The sequence below is a fragment of the Methanobacterium congolense genome (assembly GCF_900095295.1).
In the GTDB taxonomy this organism is placed as follows: Archaea; Methanobacteriota; Methanobacteria; order Methanobacteriales; family Methanobacteriaceae; genus Methanobacterium_C; species Methanobacterium_C congolense.
In genome coordinates this window covers 2,369,901-2,394,756 of record NZ_LT607756.1, presented here as the reverse complement: position 1 = coordinate 2,394,756, position 24,856 = coordinate 2,369,901, and the positions used below count along the sequence as shown (strand labels likewise).

The window sequence follows — 24,856 nt, the reverse complement described above, 5'->3', positions numbered from 1 at the left end:
GGATTTAAAGAGTATTCAAATATGTGAATATGATTTTCATAAAAAAATTTAAATTTTTAGAGGGAATTGTATAAGGGGAATTTGATTTGATAGTAATTTAATGGTCAATATGTAGTAGAATACTAAAAAAGGTGTTGATAAATTTTCAAATAAATTTCGAGTTAAGCAACGTGCAAAAAAAACTAAATCAAAACAAGCAATCTATAAACTTCTAAAAAGTTGTGTTTCATGTTTCAAATGATTGAAAGATAAATTTCAAGTGTAAAAATAAAATTAAAACATATATTTCAGGATCAAAAAGAGAAAGGTTTCAAAGGTAACAACATTTTATGGTGAGCGGATCAAGTGTAGGAGAGGTACATTTCAAGTGTAAAAATTTTGAGATCCGTGGAAAAGAAAATATGACAAGGGGCTGAGAGGTACATTTCAAGTGTAAAAAACAATAGGTCAGTATGAAAAAAATCATGAAAAAAGATGAGAGGTACATTTCAAGTGTAAAAAATATTTTACAAAAAAATAAAATGATGTGGCAAGTTAATAAAAAAGAGGTACATTTCAAGTGTAAAAAATATATAGAAAAAATATTTTTTCAAATTTTTTTAAAAATATGATTTTAGATTGGAGGAATTTTTTTAATTTAAATGATTAAAAGAAGTTTTTTTAAAAAATAGAGAATTCTTAGCTCTTTTTAGAATTTAAATTTTAGATTTGAATAAAAATTATTTATTATTTTATTTTTATTATTTAATAGTTAAGTTTATATATAGTTAAGTACAGTATAAAGTTTCAGTATATTAATTTAAAAATGTAAAGTAAAATAAGTATATACTAAAAAGATCTAAAAAAAGTTCCACATTTAATTAATTGTAAAAAACTCATAATTTTAAGGCTTAATTCAACAAAAAAATTCATTTAAATACTTATTAATTCATTGAATTAATTAAAATCCTTTATTTTTTTCATTAAAAGTAAATTTTAGATTTTATTCTGTTTTTTATTAAATTTTCATTTGAATAGTAATACGAAAACTATAAAAATCATTTAACTCAATACTATTTTACACTTGAAATACATCTCCCACAAACTAATTGTGTACATTTTCATGGATATTTACACTTGAAATGTACCTCTCAACCACTGAAAAATTATGGTTAAAACTTTGTTTACAGTTGAAATGTATCTCTCCGTAGGACACAAACATATGATTCCTGAATGAATTTACACTTGAAATGCACCACCCATCCTTTCATTCACTAAAATCATACAATGATCTTCCTTGAAAAGCAGTTTATGCTCAAATTTTCAATTATAAAACAGATAACTATGGTGTCGCATTGTTTGTGATGATCTAACTAATCAAATCAAAATTTTTTTATAAACAGGATTGTGTGATATTCATGAATATTTTTGAAGAATTAGGTGAAAAGAAAACGGTTTTTAAATGCAAAAAATTTCTTGATCACCGTTTTTTACCTGATAAACTCCCTCACAGGGAAGAACAAATAAAATCAGTTGCAAAATATTGGGTTGAAGCTTTAGGCAACGTAACTCCTCCTGATGTTACTATATACGGTAAAACAGGAACTGGTAAAACTGCAGTTGCAAAATTCGCTCGAAAGCAGCTTGAAGAAATCTCAAAGAACAAAAACGTTAACGTGAGGGTTGAATACATCCGATGCACAGATTATACAACTGAATATCAAGTTATCGCTCGTTTATGTCAACAAATGGGGCAAGATGTCCCCTACAGAGGCTGGACTAAAGCTGAAGTTATAAATGCTTTCAGAAATCTCTTCAAAAAGAATGTTTTCGGCAAAGACCTTATACTCATTATAATACTTGATGAAATTGATATTCTTCTTAAAAATGATGGTGATGGTCTTCTTTATACTTTAACAAGAACTGAAAATGTTTCAATTGCATCCATAAGCAACTTCGTTGATTTTAAGCAGTTCATAAAACCCCGGGTCCGAAGCAGCCTGAGGGATCGTGAAATTGTTTTTCCACCCTACAATGCACAACAACTAGTTGATATATTAAAAGAAAGATCACAGCTTTCATTTAAGGATAATGTTCTCCACGAAGATGTTATACCTCTCTGCGCAGCTCTCGCAGCTAAAGAGGAAGGTGACGCAAGGTACGCATTGGATCTTCTCAGGACCTCTGGAGAACTGGCAGATGAAAAAGGCTCTGAAACAGTTCTTGAAAGTTATGTTAGGGAAGCAAAGGACCACATAGAACATAACAAAGTTACAGATATTGTAATGACCCTTCCAAGTCAACAACAAAAGGTTCTGGAATCCATAATCTACCTCACCAAACGGAAGGAAGAAATAACATCTGGAAGGCTCTATGATGTTTACAAAGAAATATCTAAGGGCGATTCTGTTTCCTACAGGCGTATATTTGATTTCATAAATGAACTGGAAATGCTTGGTCTAATATCCACTAAAACAATTTCAAGGGGACGTGGAAAGGGAAGGACCAACATAATCGATCTGCAGTGTGAGATGTCATTACTTGAAGATGCAATCTGGAGTTAAGATCAAAACCCTAAATAAATCCTCCCATTATTTTTTTTCCATTGTTAACCTTTTTTCCATTTATTAATCTTCATATTTCCATATAAACCTTTTTCAAGAATTATTTTTCTTAAAAACTCATTTTAAAGTTATTTTAATTTAATTTATCCTAAAAAATCAACAAATTTTAAAGTTTTAAAAAAATTAAAAATACTCCTATCTAAAAACAGTATACTACTGTCCAAAAACAGAATATTTTATTCAAAAATTCAAAAAAAATTTTTAGTTTTTATCCAAAAAAATTAAATCTAGTTTTACTTATCTGCTGACAGTTTTCAACATCAAATTTATATCAACTAAATCAAAAGTAGCTTAAAGGATCCTCTAAGTATCAACTTAGAAACCTTTTATCATTGTTTGAAGGATAGCCATACGTACTGGTACTCCATAAAAAGCCTGCTGAAAGTACTTGCCATATACACTGTTATCAACGTCATGGGATATTTCATCGATCCTTGGCAGGGGATGCATGACTATGGTTTCTGTTCCTTCAAGAAGCTTTAAATCTAATGTGTAAGCTCCTTTTATTCTAGAGTACTCTTCAGGGTCTGGGAATCTTTCTTTTTGTATCCTTGTAACGTAAAGAACATCTGACCTGTTAATAACATCTTTGATATCTGTTGTTTCCTTAACTGAAACTCCCATTTTACTTAGATCATGCAGTATACCCTGTGGCATTCTGAGTTCTGGTGGAGAAACAAAGTTCATATTCACTCCAAACATTGCAAGTGCATAAACAAGTGAATGAACGGTTCTACCATATTTAAGGTCTCCTATGAGTGAAACGTTAAGATCTTCTATCTGTCCAAGTATTCTCTTCATAGTGTAAAGGTCCAGAAGTGTTTGGCTTGGATGCTGCCCTGCCCCGTCTCCAGCATTTATAACAGGTACATCAACGATATCTGAAACGTACCTGGCTGCACCTTCCATGTTGTGTCTTATGACAATTGCATCAACGTACTCCGACACTATTTTAACTGTGTCATTCAGATTTTCGCCCTTGGTAACTGAACTCACACCTGCCTCTGCAAATCCAACCGTACTTCCCCCAAGTCTTTTCATGGATGTTTCAAATGAAAGCCGGGTTCTTGTTGATGGCTCATAAAATAACATTCCAAGTATCTTTCCTGCAAGAATATTTGAAGCTTTCTCTGACCTTGCAATAGGTTCCATTTTCTCTGCCAATTTGAGGATATACTCAACATCATCTATACTGAAATCTCTTATTGAAATGATATTTTCCTGATCGAAGCCCATATAAAACACCATTTATCCTAATGTCCTTATTAAATCCAGTTTAATCTCACATTCATTTTTTTCTAAATTCACTTTCAATCTTTCTTTGGATCAATTTCTATTTAAATTGATTTTTTAAATCAATTAAAAATTTTGCATCAATAAAAATTTGATTTTTTAATTCATTGAATCATTAAAAATCTTTAAAAAAAACTAAAAATAAGGAAATAACATTATTATTCCTTAATATAATCTCAAATAAACTCTTTAAATGAATTTAAATAAAATATTTAAACTAACTAAAATATTTAAACACATCTTCCAATCACAACTTTCTTCCAAATGTTAAATAACCTGTATGTCCTGCCATACGAGTTTTTGGTCGGGTTCCCTTAGCTTTAACTTCTATTTCTCTCACAATACATTCTAAGACCTTCACTTCTGAAAATCCTACTTTTTTAAGGATTCTACTGAAGGTCTGAAACTGTTCCATGTAAGGTGTGTAAGCTGCAACGTAACCTCCACTTCTAAGGGATTCCATGGCATGATCTGCAACCTCCCATGGTTTGGGAAGGTCTAGAAAAACAAGATCCAGTGTATCTTCAGCAATACCCTCAGTAATGTCTCCACATTTAACTTCAAGGTTCTTCAATCCAAATCCTTCAACGTTCCGTTTTGCAATCTCTGCAAAGTCTTCACGCACCTCATAGCTTACCACACTACCTTCAGGCCCCACAACATTGGCGAAGTGCATTGCAGTGGCTCCAGCTCCAGTACCCGCATCAACAACTTTACATCCATTTCCAAGTCCTGTGAATGCCACAACCATTCCAATATCCTTTTGAAGGATTATTGAACATTTTCTTTCCATGAGATCGATGTAGTCATTGATGTTCGGTTCCATAACTTTGAATTCCTTTCCAAGATGTGTTTTTAACACATCTCCAGCTTTACTTGAGCTTATGTCCTCCGCTTTAATGACTCCAAAGTCTGAATGAAACTCCTTATCCTCAACCATATACTTCTTATCCCTTTCATCAACTAAAATACGCAAAAAATCACTCCATTTAATAAATCAAAACTTTCAATTCCCTTACTAAAGTTAAAATGATACTATTATATTTTCAGTTCAAGATATTATTCTCTATTTATTCTTATGAGAACCATTGATTCAATTTACTTCTATTCCATTTCTTATACTCTTATTAACTTATAATCTTATTAATCAAACTTTAGTTTAACAGCATATCTCTGTTCCAATCTTCTTTTCCCGCACTGATCTGACTTTGATCCTTAAGGTAAACCTTTTTTCCATTAATCGTTTTAAAACCTGAACCAACCACTGAAACTATATCCTTAGCTATTTTATTTCCAATACCCTCCACTTTTTTGAGTTCCTCTTCATCTGCGTTTACGATATTTTTAACGGTTTTAAATTCTTCAAGAAGTTTTCTCGCAGTTACAGGGCCTATATTAGGCAGGGATTCAACTATATAAAGCTGCTGCTCCCACGTTGTCACAGGTTTCTTTTCAGTTCTTATCTGCACGGCCTTTCTTTCCTGGCCCTGTTCCCTCAATGCAATTCTTGTTATCATTGCAGCAGTGTCTGCCTCAGAACGTGTTGGTAAGATTGGAATTCTAAAGTCCACTGCTATGGATGCAAGGGCACCTCTAACAGCATTCGGATGCACGAATCCTGAGTAAATGTTGTCACCCTCAATGATCATCACAGGTTTTTTGAAGTTTTCAACCAACTCCTTTGCCTGTTTATGGAGTCTTTTATCCATTATGGAACTTATGAAATCTTTAACAGTTTTTCTTTCAATTGCAACATCATCACTGACCTGATAATCAGCAACTGCAAGTCCTTTAACCTTTATTTCAACATCCAATTTATCAAGTTCCCTTAAAACAGAGGAATTACCTTCTCTAGAATCTGCATATATAACTGGTTTGAAAACATCATCCTTTGAACCAAGTTCTGAAGCAACTATACCAGAATCATTTTCCTTCTGAATTGAATTCAGATTATTCTCATCCTTCACTTCAGTCTTTGAATTATTATCAGCTTCAGAATCGCCTGATGATTCTTTAAAAACCCCAACGAAGTTGTCCTTCATATCCTTGAAGGAGATATCCTCATTTCTGTAACTCGTTGAGAGCTGCTTTTTCATCTTCTTCTCCTTGTTGATGCTGGACCAGTAGTAAGATTCATCCCTTGTCCCCTTGGTTATTAAGATGATCATCTTTCCTTTGTTCTTTCTACCTGTTCTTCCACGGCGCTGTATCATCCTTATCTCAGATGGAACAGGCTCGTAGAGCACAACCAGATCAACGGAGGGAATGTCTATACCCTCCTCAGCAACGCTGGTGGATATAAGAACATCGTAGACGCCCCGTCTGAAATCCTTTATTATTTCCTTCTGTTTCTTCTGGGTCAAACCCTTTTCACTGTCTCGTGATGCCTGTCCAAAGAATTTAACGGCATTTATATTCTTTTCAAGGCATTTGTCGTAGATGTTGTTCACAGTGTCCCTGAACTGACTGAACACAATGACCTTTGAATCAGAATTTTTAAGCTCTTTTTCAAGTATTTTGATGAGTTTTTCAAGCTTAGGATGTTCTATATCTTCTTGAAATGCTTTTTCCGTGAGTTCCATTGCAGTGTAAAATTCAGGATCGTTCATCAGGCTCTTTGCTGCCTTGGTTTTCTTCTTCTTGAAACGCCTGAAGTAGCTGTGCAGTGTGCTAACGCTCTGGGTTTCTAGGAGTTCAATGGAATGTAATATGTTTATAACTGCTGTTAAAAGAGAAACTGCAAGGAAACATTTTTTAGGAGGTTTAACACTGTTTCCTATTCTTCTCTGCGCCTTTCCCTGGGCTATAAGAACATCCCTTTTACTGACGTTTGATATTGACCTGATTATTCCCATTCGTTTGAGGGTTTTCAAACGAGCCTTCAGAGCGTTCTCCATGTGGGATTTGATCTCCTTCAGCTCTGGTTTCAGATCCACCTTGATCCATTTAACCTCCACAGGGTTGAAGTAGGGTTCCACATCAGTATCTTCCTCAGTTTTAATCACAACATCCTTTATGAACAGATTTTCACATACTTCTTTTATCTTTTCATCGTTCCATCCTGGAGATGCTGTAAGTCCCAGGGTGAGCTTGTTCTCACCCTCTTTAGCATACTTATCAGCCAGGTAAACGTACGAGTAGGAACCAACACCACGATGACATTCATCAAAAACAAGGAGTGAAACGTTCTTCAGAGAGTACCTTCCAGATATAACATCTGATTCAACTGTCTGGGGAGTTGCACATACTATCTGAGACTCATTCCAACGTTTAATCCTTTCTTTTGGATTCACAGCTCCTGTTAAAGATGCCGAAGTTACCTTCAGAAATTCATTGAAGCTCTCCTCGTGCTGTATAACCAGGGGCTTTGAAGGTGCCAGTACCAGAACCTTGGACTCTGGAAACTTTTTAAGCCTTTCTGCAGCAACCAGTGCAGCAATAACAGTTTTACCGAGGGCTGTTGGGGCCACGATCATTGTGTTTCCCTTTTTAAGCACGCCTGCAGCCAGAACCTGCTGATACAACCTTGCCTCAATTTTATCAGGCTTTATCAAAGAGTGCTGGATCCATCTTTCCATGGAATTTTATATCTCAATGGGAGCATATAAAAAATGCTGTTCAACATGTTAGAATAAATTCAAAGGACCTGGAAGATTTTTAAAACCCCTTCAAAAACCGATTTTTTTTATCAATTTCTTCAATGATTGAATACATTTAAAAATATGAATTAATCCCTAAAATAAAGTTAAAATAAAGAATTAACCATTATCTTTTTTTAAATTTAAAAAAAATTTTAAAAATAGAAATTTAAATAAATTTAAACCTTATAAATTCTTAAAATAGGATTTAAAACAATTTTAAAATAAATCATTCAAATACATTTTAATTCAAATATATTTTAAATAAAATTAAAATTCACTTTTAAATAAAATCCAGAGGTGGAAGAAAAGGGATATGAAAAAAAAATTTTTCTAATACTTTTTTTATCATTCCTTTTCAAGATTCCCTGAACACATTGAATCTCTTAAAACTCGAAGTCCATGACTCCATCGAACACGAGCTTGGCTTCTCCTTCCATGAAAGCCTTTAATTTTCCATCCACTTCCTGGACGAGTATTAAAAGGTCTCCACCTGGAAGATGGACCAGAACCTCTTCATCAAGCTTTCCGAGTTTGTAACCAACGAGTGCACATGATGTTGCACCTGTACCACATGCGAAGGTGAATCCAGCACCTCTCTCCCAGGTTAACATCTCTATCTCGTTTCTGTTCAATATTTTAACGAAGTGAACGTTGGTTCGCTGTGGAAATGCATCATGATTTTCAATTATTGGACCTACGAAGTCAAGGTCCACTGCTTCAACATCCTCGGTGAATATGACTGCATGCGGGTTTCCAACACTCACAGCACTCATCTTCATCTTCTCCCCAGCAACGTTGAGCTCCTCTTCTAAAAATTCACCTGTTTCACTTATATTAGGTTTCATTGGTATTTCATCTGTGTTGAAGGTTGCAAATCCCATATCAACGGTTGAAGATACAACCTGGCAGTTTCTGACGTTTAAATCAACCTCTTTAAGACCTCCCAGGGTTTCAACCATCATGGTCTCCTCTGTCACGATGCTGTTTTCGTAGACGAATTTCACGAAGCACCTTATTCCATTTCCACACATTTCAGCTTCGCTTCCATCAGCGTTGAATATTCTGAAGCGTATGTCTGCCTCTTCAACGGTTGCAGGGGCAACGAATATGACGCCGTCTGCTCCAACTGAAAATCCTCGCCTGCAAACCTCTTCAACGAATACAGGTTTCTTGTACTCTGGAATTATTTCCTCTTTTGACTCGTCCACTACAACGTAGTCGTTTCCAAGTCCGTGCATCTTTGAAAATATTATCAGTTTATCGTTTTCCATGTTATCATCAATCTTTATATCTTCTATCATTTAAGAAGCCTCACAGGAACGTTTTGTTTGTTGAATAAGTCTGCGAAGGTTTCTCTTTCCCTGACAACCTCAGATTCTCCATCCTTGACAAGCACCTCTGCAGGTCTTGGTCTGCTGTTGTACTGTGATGACATTGAGAATGAGTAGGCACCAGCGTTTAAGATTGCAAGTACGTCTCCTTCTTCAATTTCTGGCATTGGCCTGTCCCGTGCAAACAAATCGCCTGATTCACAGACATCCCCTGCAATATCTATTTTCTGGGTTGTCTCTGCATAGGGTTTGTCTGCAACAACGATGTGGTGGTAGGAGTCGTACATGGTGGGCCTGAGGAGTGTGTTGAATCCAGCATCAACACCTGCAAATTTTCTGTAACTCTGTTTTATACTGTTAACCTGTGTTAAGAGCACTGATGCATCTCCAACTATGTAACGACCAGGTTCTATGCACATAGTTGGTTTTCCAAGGCTGTACTCATTCAATTTGTCCTTGAACAGGTCTGTTATTTTCTTTGCAAAGACGTTTATGTCTAACTTACTCTCCTCTGGAGTGTATGGTATTCCTATACCTCCTCCAAAGTCTATAAAATCAAATTCAACACCTGCACCCTCGTGAACCCTTCCAGCAATGTCCATAAGTGTTCTAACTGCCAGCATGAACGGTTCCGGGTCGAGTATTCCTGAGCCTATGTGGCTGTGTATACCAACTGGTTTGAAACCCATGTCTTGAGCCATTTTGTAGACATCAACAGCTTCCTCTTCCATTATTCCAAATTTACTCAGAGGACCACCAGTTATACAGTGGTCGTGGTGCCCTGCACCCACCATTGGGTTCACCCTGAAGGATATTTCAAGTCCCTCAGAACCTGGAATTTTTGAAAGGCGTTTCAGCTGTGAAATGGAGTCTACGTTCAACCTCACTCCAGATGATAGTGCAAATTCAAGTTCTTCATCTGTAACGTTATTTCCAGTGTAAAGAATTCTTGAAGGGTCGAATCCTGCAAGGAGTGATGTGTATATCTCACCAGGGGACACAGCATCTATTCCACTTCCCTCTTCCTCAAGTATCCTCATAACCGCAAGGTTGGTGTTGGCCTTGCATGCGTAGAACATCTTAAAATCTTTATAGTACTGCGAAAAAGCTTTGTAAAGCCTTCTGTAGTTTTCACGTATTTTATTTTCGTCTATGACGTAAAGGGGAGTTTTATATCTCTGAGCAAGTTCCAATGCATCCTCCCCGCCAATACTCAGATTTCCTTTTTCATTAGTTTTAAGATCAAATTGCATCATAATCCTCCAAAAAATTGAAAATTTTTTGGCTTCCAAAACCTAATATTTTTTAATCTAAACTTCGATTTTGGAATCCCAAAAAAGAAGTAAACATTAAATTTATTCTGTTCCTTCTATAAAAATTTTTTATGTTGAGGTTAATAATTGGAAAATAAACTTCATTTTATATTATTCTATTAAAAAAAATTAGCTTTTTGGATATCAATTGGAATAAACGATTTATAATAAAACTATTTGAAATTTTGAATCTACCTTTAATACTTGATAAATTTAGTCATATTTTAAATGTATTACATAAAATAATCAAAGATAAAATAATTCCAAACTTCTATGGGCTAACATAATTCACCAGAAATCTAAATGTATCACGAACGGTCAGTTGTAATGAAAATTACTATCTAAAAACCTTTCCAGATGAATTAAAAATAAAATTCAAAATATCAAATTATTTTAAAGGAGAAAAAAGATGAATTGGAGAAGTGTAGTAATTGGTGTAATTATAGCAGTGGTACTTACTATTATCTTATCAATGATTGCTGGATCATTAGGTGGTTTAATTGGATTTATTCTAGCAGCAATATATGTAGGTTCTACAGTTGGTGAAAATTACAGAAATGGTGCTATCCACGGTGCGATTGTAACTTTTCTTGCAGGAATAATCGTTGGGGTAATAATCGTAATTCTTAGTGGAGCCCTTAAATTAGAACTTAAATTTTCAATATATCTCTCAATGGGATTACTTATATTAATTGAGACAATGGTAAATAGTATTTTTGGGGCAATTGGTGGTATCATAGGAGTCTTTATCAGAGGAACAATATCCCCAAAAGAAAATTCAAAAATCATAATTTCAAAAATCATAATTATATTTGGTTGTATTGGGATAGTTATGGGATTACCCTCATTTTTATTATATGGTGAATTGTCACCTGACATATTTCTTATATTAGGAGGGATAATCTTGATTCTAATGGGAGTATATAATAACAAGGGTTATTTTAATAAAAATTATTATATGGCTAATTTTAGTGTAATTGCACTATGGGGATTAATATTACTTTATATTTTCTTATTTAAAACTAGTGAATATTTAATGGATAGGAACATGTTTTATATTCAAACTGGCATTTTAGTAGTTTTCATGATCATGTTTACTAATGGTTATATTCGTAGACGTAGAGATGTTCATAGACGTAAAGAGCTTGATTTATAAATATGGAATTCAGCGATATTTAAATGTCAATGCGGGAGATATAGGTTGCAGTTCATTGTGGATAGTTTAGACGATCAGTGCTGAGCCTCATTGTTTCCAACTCCCACACTATTAATCCTCATTACCATGGAATGCACACAATAATCCATATAATTCATTCTCTAAATGGCTGTCAGAGATTCCAATAGATATAAATAACATTAATAACTTCTTTAAAGAACATTTTGGTGTAGGTAATGGTAGTCCACTATCTCCAGAAACAGTTGAAACTGTTAAAAAAGGTGTGGTAGTAGGGGTTACTATTATAGTAATTATAGGATTTATTTTAGGTAGTGTAATAGGAATAGGAGGAGCCTCATAAACCTTTCTATTTAAAAATATTCTATAATGTGGGCAAATTTATTAATACAATTAAAACATTGTTCATAAGGGGTAGTTAAATGAAAACAGGTTCAATGATGATTATAATTGGTTGTATTTCAATAGTTATGGGATTACCCTCATTTTTATTATATGGTGAATTGTCACCTGACATATTTCTTATATTAGGAGGGATACTCTTGATTATAATTGGAGTATTTAGGAACAAGGGTTATTTTAATAAAAATTATTATATGGCTATTTTTAGTGTAATTGCGCTGTGGGGATTAACGTTACTTTATATTTTCTTATTTAGAACCAATGAATATTTAGGAGATACGGATTTTTTTTATATTCTAGTTGGACTTTTTATATTGCTCATGATTAGTTTTGGTGGAGCTTATATTCGTAGACGTAAAAAGCTTGATTTATAAATATGGAATTCAGCGATATTTAAATGTCAATGCGGGAGATATAGGTTGCAGTTCATTGTGGATAGTTTAGACGATCAGTGCTGAGCCTCATTGTTTCCAACTCCCACACTATTAATCCTCATTACCCGGGAATGCACACAATAATCCATTCTCTAAATGGCCATCAGAGATTCCAATAGATATAAATAACATTAATAACTTCTTTAAAGACATCCACTACGTTGATCACTTAGATGATCTTAATTATCGTCCAAATTGGGGACCTTATGATGAAATGAATACTGGGATATTCTTGTTTAAATAAAAGGAGATCTAAAAATGATATTTACATATTTGAAATTGAAGGAATGGTTTTTATGAGGTTTCATCCGGCCATATCTATAACTTTAGGAGTTATTATTTCACTCATATTGTATTTAATTTCAATTTCTGTTTTTGGAGTAATTGGATGGGTTGGTGCATTTCAAGCTATTCAAGGAGCTTCATGGTTTGGGACATTTTTATTAATTATTTCATATACACTTGGAGGTTTTATAGCTACTTATTTCACTAAAGAAAAGAAAATACAATATGCATTATATGATGGAATATTTATTTTACTTATATTTGGTATATTGACAGTACCTAATTCATCTTTAGATGTAATTACATCCCTATTATTATTGTTTAGTTATGGTACACTGCTTCTTTTACTTGCTGTAATGGGCGGTATGTTTGGTCAAATGGTTGATGAAAAATTTAAGGGGTTTAGTCCTATACTAGCTATTATTGCTGGATCAATCGCAGGATATTCCTGTCTTGTTTTATTAAGTTTGCTTACAGGCCAGGCTCCAGATTCTTACTCGTTGGATCTAGTTAATATTGCAGTGGGAGTGATTTCTTTTGTAATTGGAGGTTTTTTATCCGTATTTTTGGCTAAAGAAAAAAAGATACAAAATGGAATTTATGCAGGATTAACTATATTGGCAATTATAATAGGAGTTGGCCTAATACAAATGTTGACAGGTCATTGGCCTGTTTACATTCATATGGTTACATTTGTCGGATATGTTATATCTGCAGTTATAGGAGCTTATTTGGGAATAAAACAGCCAAAAATCAAAAAAGAGAAATAATCTCTTAAAATCCGTCTAAGAAAGATCGCTTAAAATAGTCTCCAAACACATGTAACATTGTCAATATGACCTTTATTTATATCCTTTCGGAGGAGACTCCGGTTTATGTTGGTTCTGATGTGGTTATTGAGGGCCCGGGTTATAATCCTGTTTATTACTGGCTATTTTCCCTTTTAATTGGTGGTGTATCCACTATTTGGGGTTTTTCCATGTTGAATTTCCCTGATTTTCATAGGATTGTTATTCCAGACCTTAGTACTTTCCCCGGATGTGATTAATTGGATATCTCCTGTGGATATCATGACTAAAAATGGGATATATCTAATGAGCGGGGTCACGGTTGCAATGGTAATCTTTTTAATCTTTTTAAGAGCTGCTTCGATGAGTGTATATTGATTTAGAACCATTCAAAGCTTTGAATTTTACTTTTCTTTTTTAGAATTTTTTTTGAAAATAAGATAATTTTTAATTTAATAAGTCCTTACTTTAACAAAAACAAATCTAATTTTTCATTTAAAATGTGGTAAAAAGGTACATTAAGACTCCTTTCCATCCTCAATATCAGTAAATTGTCTCTTTAAAAATGATTTTGAAGCATGTTCCATTGGCATCACTCCTGACTTCCATTTCCCCTTCGATCTGTTCTACGAGGCTGTTTATAAGTCTCATTCCAAGGCTATCCGAATCTTCATAGTTGAAATTCTCTGGCATCCCACTACCATTGTCTTCAACAACCAGAACGAATTCATCATCTTTCCTATGGAATTGGATAGTTATGTATCCCTTTTTATCCTCGTTAAAAGCATATTTAAGTGAGTTTGATATTATTTCGTTGACTATGATCCCCAAAGGAACTGCCACATCCACGTCCAGGAATTCATTGTCCACATCCACATTTAATTTCACAGCTTCATTGTTCAACGAGTATGTTTCCAGTAGTTCCTCTGCAAGATTCCCTATGTAATCCCCAAAGTCGATACTTTTCAGGTTATCTGATTTGTAAAGCCTTTCATGTATCATGGCCATGGACCGGGCTCTACTCTGACTTTCCTGGAACATGCTCCTTGTCTTGTCATCCTGGATGTAACGGGACTGCAGGCTGAGGAGGCTGGATATAACCGTTAAATTATTTTTGACTCGGTGATGTATCTCTTTCATGAGCATTTCCTTCTCTTTCAGGGCTTTTTCCTTGGCATTTATTTCCCTTTCAAGTTTTTCTGTCTGCCTCATATCTTGGGCCACGATCAACCTGCCTCTAATTTCATATTCATCCCTTATAACTGAAAAATACATTTTAACTGGAACCTGATCCTTCTGTTGGGTTAAATAATTTAAATCCATCTCAATGTACTGTTTTTCTGGAGCATTTTCATTTATCATATCAACTATCTTCCTTTCAACAGGTTTTATGCATTCCTTTGGAAGTAAAATGGTCCATTTCGTTCCTATAATCTCTTTTTTATCATATTCAAGAATCCTTTCAGCCGGTTCATTTATATTCACTATCTCTCCCCTCTTGTTGAGGAAGATGATCATATCAGTTGTTCTGGAAATTATTTCATCCACAGCCACATCGGGGGTCATTCTCAGGAATTTGTACCTGGAGATAGCGTATCCGATTCCTAAAAATGCTATTAAAGCAAGAATCTGACCAATTGAAGGAAGGATAAAAATATTTATGAAGGGTAGAACAGCGTTCACGATGTAGCCTGGAACGAATGCTACTATTGCAGTTAAAACAATTATATTCGCCTGTTTTTTTTCTCTGGGACTTTCAGATCTTCTCCCCCATCTTAATATGAGCAGGTAAGATAACACAGGCAGGGCGGTGAAGTAAACAGTGTATGAACTGTACCACCAGCTTGTTGCAATGTCTATCCACATGGAATTTATCCATACAAGTCCAGGGCCTGTGAATGAACCTGAAACTGTCTCGTAGATGAAGAATAGTGCTGGTACGTAAAGAATGAGGTAGTGGTACCATTTTTTGAATACTTTGTCATTTCTGGTGAGTATCAATGCTATTTGGAGTAATCCTACAGGGTATGCGCACCTTCCAAATGCCGAAACCTTGTACCAGAACCATGCAGATGCTTGGTCCGGTGCAGAATAGTAAAAAGTGCACGCGAATGACCAGATAGCGAACATAACTGATAGAATCATGACTGAGATGTTTAATTTGGATTTAGGACTGAGTTTTAGTATGTAAACTCCTATAAAAAGATAAATAGCAAATACAAGGAAAGAAATCAGGGATAAAATGTTGGGATACATATTTTCAGTGTTTCTCCATAATCAATGTGTATATGTTAAGGTTGGATGTTTCACCATAAAAATATTTATGGAAATTTATCCTTTGGCCTTGATCATGCCCCGGCTAGAAAGCTTTATATGCTATGGAAAGGATAGGAACAGATCTATTTAATCTGGATGGACCAATCAGATTAAAATGTATATAAATGGACATATAATAGTTTGAAGTTAGAAGGTGTCGTAAAAATTGATTTTAAATGGAAATTTCCTTTATAAAATCCCCAAAGCACAAAATACGTTAAAAATTTTTAAAAGCTTTTTTAATCCAAATTTTAATGGAAAGAAACAGGATTCATATTCACAGTATCCTCTTCCATCTTATCATAATCTTCCATCACACAATTATATGGATTCAATGCATTGTTTTTTAAGCTCATCAACTGGAAGGTCCTGGTACCACGGATGAGTACAGCAAAAAATGGAGGATCCTTCTGGCAGTTTCAATAGGAGCTTTGATGGTCCCAATAAATGCCAGTATAACCAATGTTTCACTTCCAACCATAGCAGGATTCTTCTCTGTTAACGTGGCCACAGCGGAGTGGGTTTTAACTTCATACCTCATCATGTTTATAGGTCTGGTGCTGTTCTTTGCTAGATTTGGTGATTTCTACGGTCATGAACGTCTCTTCCTGGGAGGACTCGTTGGTTTCATAGTAGCATCGATTCTTTGCAGTTTATCCCCTTGTGTTACAGCTTTGATCATATTCAGGGGAGTACAGGGGGTTACGGCAGCTATGGTCATGTCTGTTTCAATGGTCATAATAGAAAAATCATTCCCAATACGTTACCTTGGGAAAGCCCTTGGAATATACTCCGTGGCTATTGCAGCAGGATTGGCACTGGGCCCTGCAATAGGTGGAGTTATGACCAGCTTATTTGGATGGAGATCCATATTCCTGGTGAACATTCCCATTGGAGTCGTTGCATTCGGAATCTGCTACTTCACACTCAAACGTGGAGAACCTCAAGAAGTTAAATGGGACTTACCTGGAACCCTACTCCAGTTCACATACCTTTTCCTGATCATATACTCCCTCAACCTTGTTGAAAGGTCTGAGTACATAACTGCAGTTATCACAGGAGTTCTTGCAGTTTTAGCCTTTGCCATATTCGTTTACATGGAACTTCACACTGAAAGTCCTATGATAGAACTCAAATTACTCAAAAACAAGGTTTTTTCAGCCTTCAACATGAGTTTACACTTGAACTACATCTGTATGTACATGATGCTGTTTGCAATGCCCTTTTACCTGCAGAAAGTTCTTCATCTTGGTTCAAGCACGGCAGGTATGGTTTTAACAGCATCTCCCATAGTTATGATGCTCATGGCCCCTGTAAGTGGTGCCATGTCAGATAGGTTTGGTTCAAGACGTCCTGTTTTCATTGGATCCATCATATGCATGCTTGCACTCCTTTCACTGACCCAGATCACAACTACTTCAACCATATTCGATGTTTTCTGGCGCCTTGCACTTCTGGGCCTTGGAACAGCCCTTTTCCAGTCCCCAGCAAATAAAACCCTCATGTCGTCTTTACCCCATGAAAACGTGGGAATGGCCTCTGGAATTATTGCAACGGTAAGGGATATGGGAATGGTCTTTGCAGTATGTTACGCAGGGCTTCTGATACATTCGGCCATATCACCACAGCTTATGCTGCAAAACCAGTTATTTGCAGGCGCAGCACTTGATCTGACAACGGGTGTTCACAGGGTGTTCCTCTTTGGTGCAATTTTAAGTGGTTTGATGGCCCTCCTGTCCTTTGCAGGTATTAAAAACAAGAAAAAACTCATAAAAAAATATGAATACGCTGTTAAACATAACAAAAGACTTTTTGAAGAGAAAACAAAACATCAAATCCACAACGTACAGGTTATACTGCAGAATATGGGGATTTGAATAAAATCACTCCTTTAAAAAAGGTTTGCCTTATCGTTAGAAAACTATATATGCACTGCCCACAGACATTGTAGTGTTAAAAACACGATGACGGTAATGTTAATTTGTTTTTTTTTCAGATGATGTGAATACTTTTTAGACAATTTGAAATTGAATTGAATCTGCTTCATAATTTTTAGTTTGTTTTTTTGAAGTTATATTATAATATATTAATATTAAATCTGCTATTGGGCATTAATATTAATTTTAGTGTAGATTTAATAAATAACAGATTAATTGGATTTAAAACTCTTTTTTGAGTTATTTCCTGTTGAATTACTCGTTGTTTCTAATTCGAGGTGTAAATTTGGAAGATCCCCATGGTCATAAATGGAAGATCTTAATGGCAATATCTATAGGCGCTGTAATGGTGCCAATGAACGCAAGTATAATTAATGTTTCACTCCCAACAATTGCAAATTTTTTCAATGCGAGTATAACAACAGCAGAATGGGTTTTAACAGCATATCTCATTACATTACTTGGAATGGTGCTGTTCTTTGGTAGACTTGGTGACTTCGTGGGTCACGAGCGACTTTACCTTGCAGGACTGGCTGGTTTCATAATTTCTTCAATTCTCTGCAGCCTATCCCCTTCAATACTGTATCTAGAAATATTCAGGGCTGTGCAGGGATTTTCAGCAGCCATGATGCTATCAGTTTCCATGGGAATAGTGAAGAGGGCATTCCCAAAACATCAGCTTGGAAAGGCAATGGGAATGTACTCAGTGGCTGTAGCGGTAGGGTTGGCGTTGGGGCCGGCAATCGGTGGAATAGTGGGTGATGCCCTCGGATGGAGGTTCATATTCCTTGTGAACGTTCCATTAGGCATCCTGAGTTTCACCATCTGTTACAAGGTTCTCGTTAGGGGAGCACGCCGTGCAGTTAAATGGGACATTCCAGGAACGTTACTGCAGTTTTCAGGACTGTTTTCACTTGTTTATTTTTTAAATTACGTAGAGAAAGGTTTCGATACAACAGCACTCCTGATTGGAGTGTTCAGCTTCACAACCCTGGCACTCTTCATATGGAACGAACTGAAAGCTAAAAACCCAATGCTGAACCTGAACATCTTTAAAAACAGAACTTTTTCAGCCTTTGACGTGAGTCTCCACTTCAACTACATCTGCACCTACATGATGCTCTTTGTGATGCCATTTTACCTTCAAAAAGTGCTTCATTTAAGTGCAAACGTTACAGGGTTAGTTTTAACAGCTTCTCCCCTTATCATGATGTTCCTGGCACCTGTAAGCGGTGCCCTGTCAGACAGGTTTGGTTCAAGACGTCCAGCACTCCTAGGTTCAATAATTTCTACATTCGCACTTCTGTCAATGACAGGACTCCAGACCACATCAACGGCAGTGGACGTTTTCTGGAGATTGGCCCTACTTGGAGTTGGAACGGCCCTTTTCCAGGCGCCAACCAACAGGGCCCTCATGGCATCCTCACCCCCCAAGGAAAGCGGGGCCACATCAGGTATAATAGTCACAACAAGAAACCTTGGAATGGTTTTTGCAGTCTGTTTTGGAGGGCTGATCCTTAACACTGCCATATCACCCGATGCCCTCCAGCAGGCACAGCTTTTCAGTTCTGCTGCCCATGCCATGACCACAGGAATGCACAGGGTGGTTCTTTTTGGAGCAGTTTTAAGTGTATTGATGGCTGTACTGGCATTCATAGGACTTTTCAGGAGAAGTAATTTTGCCGAGACCACAGAAAAACTTATTAAAAAGCAGAGGAGAATGATTGAGAGGGGATTTGTAGAAAAGATTCACAACGTATCTGTTGTGCTTCATAAATAACACATCTACATATAAAATCATCATTAACCTTAAAATTCTTTTTAAAAATTAAAATAAGACTTAATCATTTTTAAAAATATTTAAAATAAATTTTTAAAATAAGATTTAATGGATAATTCAATAAAATGATGCCCTTTAATAAAAATTCACAATTAAAAAAATGAAGTAATGAGGTATTATTATGAGGTAAATCTAATAATCCTGCAGAACTTCCTCAAGAACAGATGTAACTGTGTCGATCTGTTCACGACTTATGAGTAACGGTGGAACGAACCGTAAAACGTTTCCTGCAGTGCAGTTAACGATTATGCCATTTTCACGCATTTTATCAACCAGTTCACCGCACTGGAAGTTGAGTTCCATTCCCAGCATGAGTCCGATGCCGCGCACATCCACGACAACATCATTTTTGTCCTTTATGGCCTCGAGTTTGGCCTTGAAGTAGGCTCCGTTTTCACGGGACTTTTCAAGGAGGTTCTCCTCAAGTGTCACGTTTATTGAGGCCTTTGCAGCTGCACATGCCAGAGGACTGCCACCGAAGGTCGCTGCATGGTCTCCTGGTTCAAAGGTTTCACCAACCTCACCGCTTGCAAGAACCGCACCCATTGGGAATCCTCCTGCAATGGCTTTGGCCAGGCTCGTGATATCTGGGGTCACATCAAAGGTCTGGGATGCGAACATGGAACCTGTTCGTCCAAAACCAGTCTGAACCTCATCGAATATGATCAGGACATCATTTTCATGACAAACAGCCTTGAGTTCCTTGAGATAATCCTTAGGAGGTACTATTACTCCACCTTCACCCTGCACAGGTTCCACAAGTACTGCTGCTGTGTTATCTGTTATTGCATCGGCTGCAGCCTCAACATCACAGTAATCAACGTAGCTGAAACCTGGTGTCAATGGTCCGAAGTTCTTCTGGTACTTGGTCTGACCCGTTGCAGTGATGGTTGTGATTGTACGACCGTGGAATGAGTTTTTCATGGTTATTATTTCACCCTTTCCTGTGTGCTTACGTGCAAGCTTTATAGCGCCCTCATTGGCCTCTGCGCCACTGTTGCAGAAGAAGGCCTTGTCGTGGGGTGAAACCTCTGCCAGAAGCTCTGCCAGGGTCACCTGTTCCTCTGTGTAGTAAATGTTGGATGTATGTATAAGATTTTTAGCCTGTTTGCAGATGGCTTCTACAACCTTTGGGTGTGCATGCCCCACGTTGTTCACAGCTATGCCTGCAACACAGTCTATGTAAGATTTACCCTCAACATCCCAGACAACAGCCCCACTTCCCTTTTCAAGGGCCAATGGCTGGCGGCCGTAGGTCTGCATAACGTATTTTTTATCCAAATCCATAATTTCCTTTGTATTCATGTAAATTCACCCTTTAAGCGTTAAATCAATTAAAATCATCTAAACAAATTATTTAATGAACTTCAATAACCTCATATAAGGTTTTGAAGCTTGGTTAACAGTTTTCATGCAAAAAAGTTCAGTTTCATTGTGTTCTGCAGAACTGAATCCACTTATTCTATTTGAATTTCATCTTATATTAAAGGTTTTTATATGGCAGAAGTAGTGTAGAATAGTGTATTTAAGAAGAAGAACAAAGTATTAGTCTCAAGTTGGAAAATCATTTAAGGTGATAGATATGAAAAAAGCAGTAATTGAAACAGATAAGGGAAACATAGAACTCACCCTCTTCGACAAAGAGGCACCAAACACCGTTGCAAACTTTGAAAAACTTGCAAACTCAGGTTTCTACAACGGCCTAACCTTCCACAGGGTCATACCAAATTTCGTGATACAGGGAGGATGCCCAAAGGGAGACGGAACAGGTGGACCAGGTTACACAATAAAATGTGAAATAAACCCCCACAAACATGGAACAGGAGCCCTTTCCATGGCCCATGCAGGTAAGGACACAGGTGGAAGCCAGTTCTTCATAACCCACAGTCCACAGCCACATCTCGACGGTGTTCACACAGTCTTCGGTAAGGTCATCAAGGGAATGGACGTTGTCAACAAGATAAAAGCCGGCGACGTAATGAACAAGGTCACAGTGACCGATGAGTAAGTTAAGAAGCTCATCATCTTCAAGGAGCTCATCAGCTTCTTTTTAAATTATTTTTTTATCATCTTTTTAATTTTATTTAAAAATTTTATCTAAAAATAAGTAGTTTTTAATCAGTAAATTAATTTTACAAGGGCCTCCGCGTAAATATCAGCCACAGTGTCTGTAATATCAACCTCATAGGAGGTGTAATCCTTAGAGGGGTTGCCGAGAACGATTTGACCAACTATTCTACCTTGGTACGTGACAGGTACGGATAGAAATTGAGACACAGGAACGTGACCCTCAGGCATACCGTGGGCTGCAGGATGTAACGCAGGATCACGGACGTAGAATGATTCACCAGTGTCAAGGGAGTAACCGAGAAGCCCACCGTAGCTCCCATCCTTTCTAACCTTGAAACGTGCCTCACCCATTTCAGCGTACATACTACACTCTCCAGTCATGTGGGAGAATGAAATTCCAACACTGTCCCTATTTTCAGGGTCTAAATAGGCGATGTAACAGTTTTCACTGGATGTAAGGCTTTTTACAGCTTCCATAACCACGTCAGAAATTTCCTTGAGGGATGAATCTGAAAGCATGGTTTCAATCCTTTTTTCAAGTGATTCAATTTCAGCAGATTTTACCTTCTCTCCGGTGCCCATTCCATATTCTGATGTACGTCTATCTCCCATGACCTTCACCTTCTATTAATTAATTTGTTTCTTTTATTATTAATTATTTTATAAATTCATAAGATTTATAGGGAAGTTTTTAGAGATAAATCCTGCTGAAAATTTGTTTTTAAGTGATAAAAATGGATGAAAACGATAAAACAAGAGAAGTAGAATATGAAAATCTTAAAAATTCTTATAAATCCTTGAACGCTGTTATAATGTTCCTTGGAATCCTTTTAGGAGGTTACATTTTGGATCCTGGAATGCGGTCCATAACACTGATAGTTTCTGTGCTTGCAGCAGTTATTGGGGCTTACAACTACAAAAGAATGGATGAAGATGGGAAATGGGGATATTTGCTCCTTGGACTTGCAGTTCTGTGGGCCGTGGTGGCTGTTGGACGCTACCTGTTAATCATCAAGGTGCTGTAAGATTAGAAATTGCTCTTGAGTCCAAGTTCAGTGTAAAGGGGATCTTCCTCCCTTACAACTTTCACGACAACTCCATAGAAGTATTCAAGAGGCACCTTAAATCCTTCCTCTGTTTTAATACACTTCAAACCCTTTTCATGGGATACTGCCATAACTTTGAAAAGCTTCAAGGGCATTTTATCAAGTTGGCTCATTTTCAAAAACCAGAACGACGATAATGGACATGAACGTGGCATCAGTACCAAATCTCCTTTTTTAACGGATTTTGTATCCTCATCAACCATCATGAAGCTCCCTTTCTTCACGTAGGTTGACAGATCTTCATCTGCCTCTAAAAAACTCAGTTTATGGAATTTAGGGGATTTATGTTCATTTTTCATCTTCTTCTGAAGCACTTTGGTGGTTATCAGTTCTAAACATCCTAATGGAACGTTTCGATAAAGGAGTTCCTCTTGTATACCCTGTTCAAATGCATTTGAAAGCCTGATCCAGATTTCTGCTTCCCTACAAAAGGTTTCAGAGCTGGTGCTGCGCATTGGACACTTCCAGCAGTAATTGTCCTCAAGTGCATCAACGAGATCCCCGTAGTGCTTCCCTGTTAATGCACGGAATTCTTCCAAATTTTTTGAGATTCCACCCCTGAAGGTCATGTTTCATACTTTTGTCCAAGGTGATTATTCAGACTTCCCATTTTGTCAATGGATTTCAGAGCCTATTTTAAGCATTATTCCCTGATTTTTCGATTCTGATGTTCCTTTTGGACTTTTTAAAACTTAAAATAAAAAAATTTATACATGATATGGTCCTTTAAGATTTTAAAAGCAGAAAATATTTTAAAAATAGAAAATAGATTCTTGAATATTTAATGTGGGTTGAATATAATAGTGGGTTTCATCAGGGGGTAAAAAATGGACAGTGAAGAACTGGAATCAAAGATAGAGGAGAGGCAACACACAAAGGAGATAAATGCATCTTACGTTATTAGTTTTGGAGCTTACTTCCTAGGACTGTACTTTTTTTCCAAGGGATACCTTGTTGGCGCGCTGGGATGCATTCCATCTCCAATCTGTGGAGTGTACCTCCTTACGAGGAATGAAAGGCAGACAAAGCTTTATGGACTTCTTCTGATGTTTTTCTCAGCGATGTGGGTTATCAGTTACATGGTTTACATGCCCAAATAGGCCTATTCTCCTTTCTAATTCCACAGATCAAACTATTTTTTTCTCAGGGATTCCATAAGGCCTGATTTGCGTGCGTAGTGGAAGAGGTAGAGTTGAACGTAACCTGCGTATTCTTCAAACTCTTTCATTCCAAATATTCTTGCTTTTGGAGGTTTAATCTCCTCTCCCTGGAAGTAAAGGGCTGAAATTATTCTTCCAATCCAGACATCCACTGGAAAGGCTTGGCCCATACCGTAACCGTAGAGGAGTATGCAGTCCGCAACCTTGGGACCAACACCTGGGAACTTAGATACCTCCTTGAAGGCATCTTCGTAGTCCATATCCCCAAGTTTCAGGATATCTACTTCTTCGTGGGCCATCCTGGCAGTTTCCTTCATGTAACTGCACCGGTAACCCACACCGCAGCTTTTAAGATTTGAAGTGTAGTTCGAAGCCTCACCTGCACCTCCGCAGAGTTCCATTTCCTCCATGTCATGTTCAGGTACTTGCATAAGAATTTCTGGTGAGGGAAAACTGTGGAACACTCCCTCAGAAGACATGAATTCCTCACCCCATTTCTCCTTTATCTGCCTTATGGATTTGTTCCACCTTTTTATGGAGTTATTTGCTGAGCATATTGAGGATATGATGCATTCAAATGGGTCTTGAGCCTTGAAAAGTCTTAATCCTCTGCAGAATTCTATGGTGGGCTGGAGTTCCGACTTAGATTCAAGGAAGTTGTAAACCTCCATTAAATCATCTTTGAGGTCAAATATTTCAGACACCTTCAACCTGATCTCATCATCTTTTATCTCATTCTTTGATTCTACACGGATGGTGAGAGGTCCATCTAAGTCACCTGGCTCCTGGTGTATACCAATGAAACAGGGTTCGCCATGGATCATCAAAAGCTCCTGAAACTCACCATTTCTAAATTTCCATGCAGGTTGGGAGGTTTGACCACTTTGAATAGTCATTTTCAGGTTGAAAGGGCCATTAGGTTGAATTTTAAGGATTTTCTGGATCATAGTTCTGCACCTGGTTTTTCATGAGTTTCGTGCGAATTTCATATAATGCTTGTGATGATCAACTGGCATTACTACGAATTTAAACATAGTTTTCAAGTGTAAAATTACTGATAAATCCTAATAATTATCTGAAATTAGTTAATAATACAATATTAATCAATATTTGAATTAAACTATTATTTTATTCATTACAATCGGCTTTAAAAATAAAGATTG

General features: G+C 36.6%; 19 protein-coding genes. 9 read left to right on the top strand and 10 right to left on the bottom strand.

Annotated features, from left to right (window positions below; translation table 11 throughout):
- The first annotated feature begins 1,397 nt into the window (after positions 1-1,397).
- Positions 1,398-2,543 carry an orc1/cdc6 family replication initiation protein gene (locus MCBB_RS11455; protein WP_071907883.1) on the top strand — a complete coding sequence of 382 codons (1,146 nt, stop codon included), beginning with the start codon at positions 1,398-1,400 and terminating at the stop codon, positions 2,541-2,543.
- A 375-nt stretch (positions 2,544-2,918) separates the two neighbouring features.
- Here the strand turns inward: MCBB_RS11455 and pyrB are convergent, their stop codons facing one another.
- The 5 genes from pyrB to lysA form a co-directional block, all read right to left on the bottom strand.
- Positions 2,919-3,839, bottom strand: a complete 921-nt coding sequence (pyrB, locus tag MCBB_RS11450; protein WP_071907882.1) for an aspartate carbamoyltransferase — start codon at positions 3,837-3,839, stop codon at positions 2,919-2,921.
- Positions 3,840-4,143: 304 nt separating this feature from the next.
- Positions 4,144-4,872 (bottom strand): tRNA (adenine-N1)-methyltransferase, encoded by a 729-nt coding sequence (locus tag MCBB_RS11445; protein ID WP_071907881.1) that lies wholly within the window; start codon positions 4,870-4,872, stop codon positions 4,144-4,146.
- 178 nt (positions 4,873-5,050) lie between these two features.
- Entirely contained in the window at positions 5,051-7,474 is a 2,424-nt protein-coding gene (locus tag MCBB_RS11440; protein ID WP_071907880.1) for a DEAD/DEAH box helicase, read from the bottom strand.
- A 446-nt stretch (positions 7,475-7,920) separates the two neighbouring features.
- On the bottom strand, positions 7,921-8,838 hold the full coding sequence (dapF, locus tag MCBB_RS11435) for a diaminopimelate epimerase (protein ID WP_231916369.1): 918 nt from the start codon (positions 8,836-8,838) through the stop codon (positions 7,921-7,923).
- Positions 8,835-10,121: a diaminopimelate decarboxylase gene (lysA, locus tag MCBB_RS11430; protein WP_071907879.1), complete on the bottom strand. Its 1,287-nt coding sequence runs from the start codon at positions 10,119-10,121 to the stop codon at positions 8,835-8,837. The genes dapF and lysA overlap by 4 nt, the downstream gene beginning before the upstream one ends.
- A gap of 469 nt (positions 10,122-10,590) precedes the next feature.
- On the opposite strand from lysA, the gene MCBB_RS12195 reads away from it, so the two are divergent.
- The 3 genes from MCBB_RS12195 (at position 10,591) to MCBB_RS11415 (ending at position 13,246) form a co-directional block, all read left to right on the top strand.
- Positions 10,591-11,337, top strand: coding sequence for a DUF5518 domain-containing protein (locus MCBB_RS12195; protein WP_071907878.1), 747 nt, complete (start codon positions 10,591-10,593; stop codon positions 11,335-11,337).
- Positions 11,338-11,777: 440 nt separating this feature from the next.
- Complete coding sequence (locus MCBB_RS11420) at positions 11,778-12,131, top strand: LPXTG cell wall anchor domain-containing protein (protein WP_071907877.1); 354 nt, start codon at positions 11,778-11,780, stop codon at positions 12,129-12,131.
- Between the two features lie 356 nt (positions 12,132-12,487).
- Positions 12,488-13,246, top strand: a complete 759-nt coding sequence (locus MCBB_RS11415; protein ID WP_071907876.1) for a DUF3792 family protein — start codon at positions 12,488-12,490, stop codon at positions 13,244-13,246.
- 561 nt (positions 13,247-13,807) lie between these two features.
- Here the strand turns inward: MCBB_RS11415 and MCBB_RS11405 are convergent.
- A complete protein-coding gene (locus tag MCBB_RS11405; protein ID WP_071907874.1) occupies positions 13,808-15,520 on the bottom strand; it encodes a sensor histidine kinase in 1,713 nt (570 codons plus the stop codon).
- Positions 15,521-15,939: 419 nt separating this feature from the next.
- Here MCBB_RS11405 and MCBB_RS11400 point away from each other — a divergent pair, with 419 nt between their 5' ends.
- A complete protein-coding gene (locus MCBB_RS11400; protein ID WP_071907873.1) occupies positions 15,940-17,457 on the top strand; it encodes an MFS transporter in 1,518 nt (505 codons plus the stop codon).
- Between the two features lie 346 nt (positions 17,458-17,803).
- Complete coding sequence (locus tag MCBB_RS11395) at positions 17,804-19,297, top strand: MFS transporter (protein WP_231916368.1); 1,494 nt, start codon at positions 17,804-17,806, stop codon at positions 19,295-19,297.
- A gap of 192 nt (positions 19,298-19,489) precedes the next feature.
- Here the strand turns inward: MCBB_RS11395 and MCBB_RS11390 are convergent, their stop codons facing one another.
- Entirely contained in the window at positions 19,490-20,662 is a 1,173-nt protein-coding gene (locus MCBB_RS11390) for an acetylornithine transaminase (RefSeq protein ID WP_071907872.1), read from the bottom strand.
- Between the two features lie 277 nt (positions 20,663-20,939).
- Between MCBB_RS11390 and MCBB_RS11385 the strand changes: the two genes are divergently transcribed.
- Positions 20,940-21,365, top strand: coding sequence for a peptidylprolyl isomerase (locus tag MCBB_RS11385; protein ID WP_071907871.1), 426 nt, complete (start codon positions 20,940-20,942; stop codon positions 21,363-21,365).
- A gap of 110 nt (positions 21,366-21,475) precedes the next feature.
- Here the strand turns inward: MCBB_RS11385 and MCBB_RS11380 are convergent, their stop codons facing one another.
- Complete coding sequence (locus MCBB_RS11380) at positions 21,476-22,039, bottom strand: GAF domain-containing protein (protein WP_084789969.1); 564 nt, start codon at positions 22,037-22,039, stop codon at positions 21,476-21,478.
- A 122-nt stretch (positions 22,040-22,161) separates the two neighbouring features.
- On the opposite strand from MCBB_RS11380, the gene MCBB_RS11375 reads away from it, so the two are divergent.
- Entirely contained in the window at positions 22,162-22,452 is a 291-nt protein-coding gene (locus MCBB_RS11375; protein WP_071907870.1) for a hypothetical protein, read from the top strand.
- A 2-nt stretch (positions 22,453-22,454) separates the two neighbouring features.
- Here MCBB_RS11375 and MCBB_RS11370 read toward each other — a convergent pair whose 3' ends face one another.
- A complete protein-coding gene (locus tag MCBB_RS11370) occupies positions 22,455-23,102 on the bottom strand; it encodes a hypothetical protein (RefSeq protein WP_071907869.1) in 648 nt (215 codons plus the stop codon).
- A 258-nt stretch (positions 23,103-23,360) separates the two neighbouring features.
- Here MCBB_RS11370 and MCBB_RS11365 point away from each other — a divergent pair, with 258 nt between their 5' ends.
- Positions 23,361-23,633: a hypothetical protein gene (locus MCBB_RS11365; protein WP_071907868.1), complete on the top strand. Its 273-nt coding sequence runs from the start codon at positions 23,361-23,363 to the stop codon at positions 23,631-23,633.
- 32 nt (positions 23,634-23,665) lie between these two features.
- Here the strand turns inward: MCBB_RS11365 and MCBB_RS11360 are convergent, their stop codons facing one another.
- Positions 23,666-24,640: a DNA glycosylase gene (locus MCBB_RS11360; RefSeq protein WP_071907867.1), complete on the bottom strand. Its 975-nt coding sequence runs from the start codon at positions 24,638-24,640 to the stop codon at positions 23,666-23,668.
- Positions 24,641-24,856: the final 216 nt, after the last annotated feature.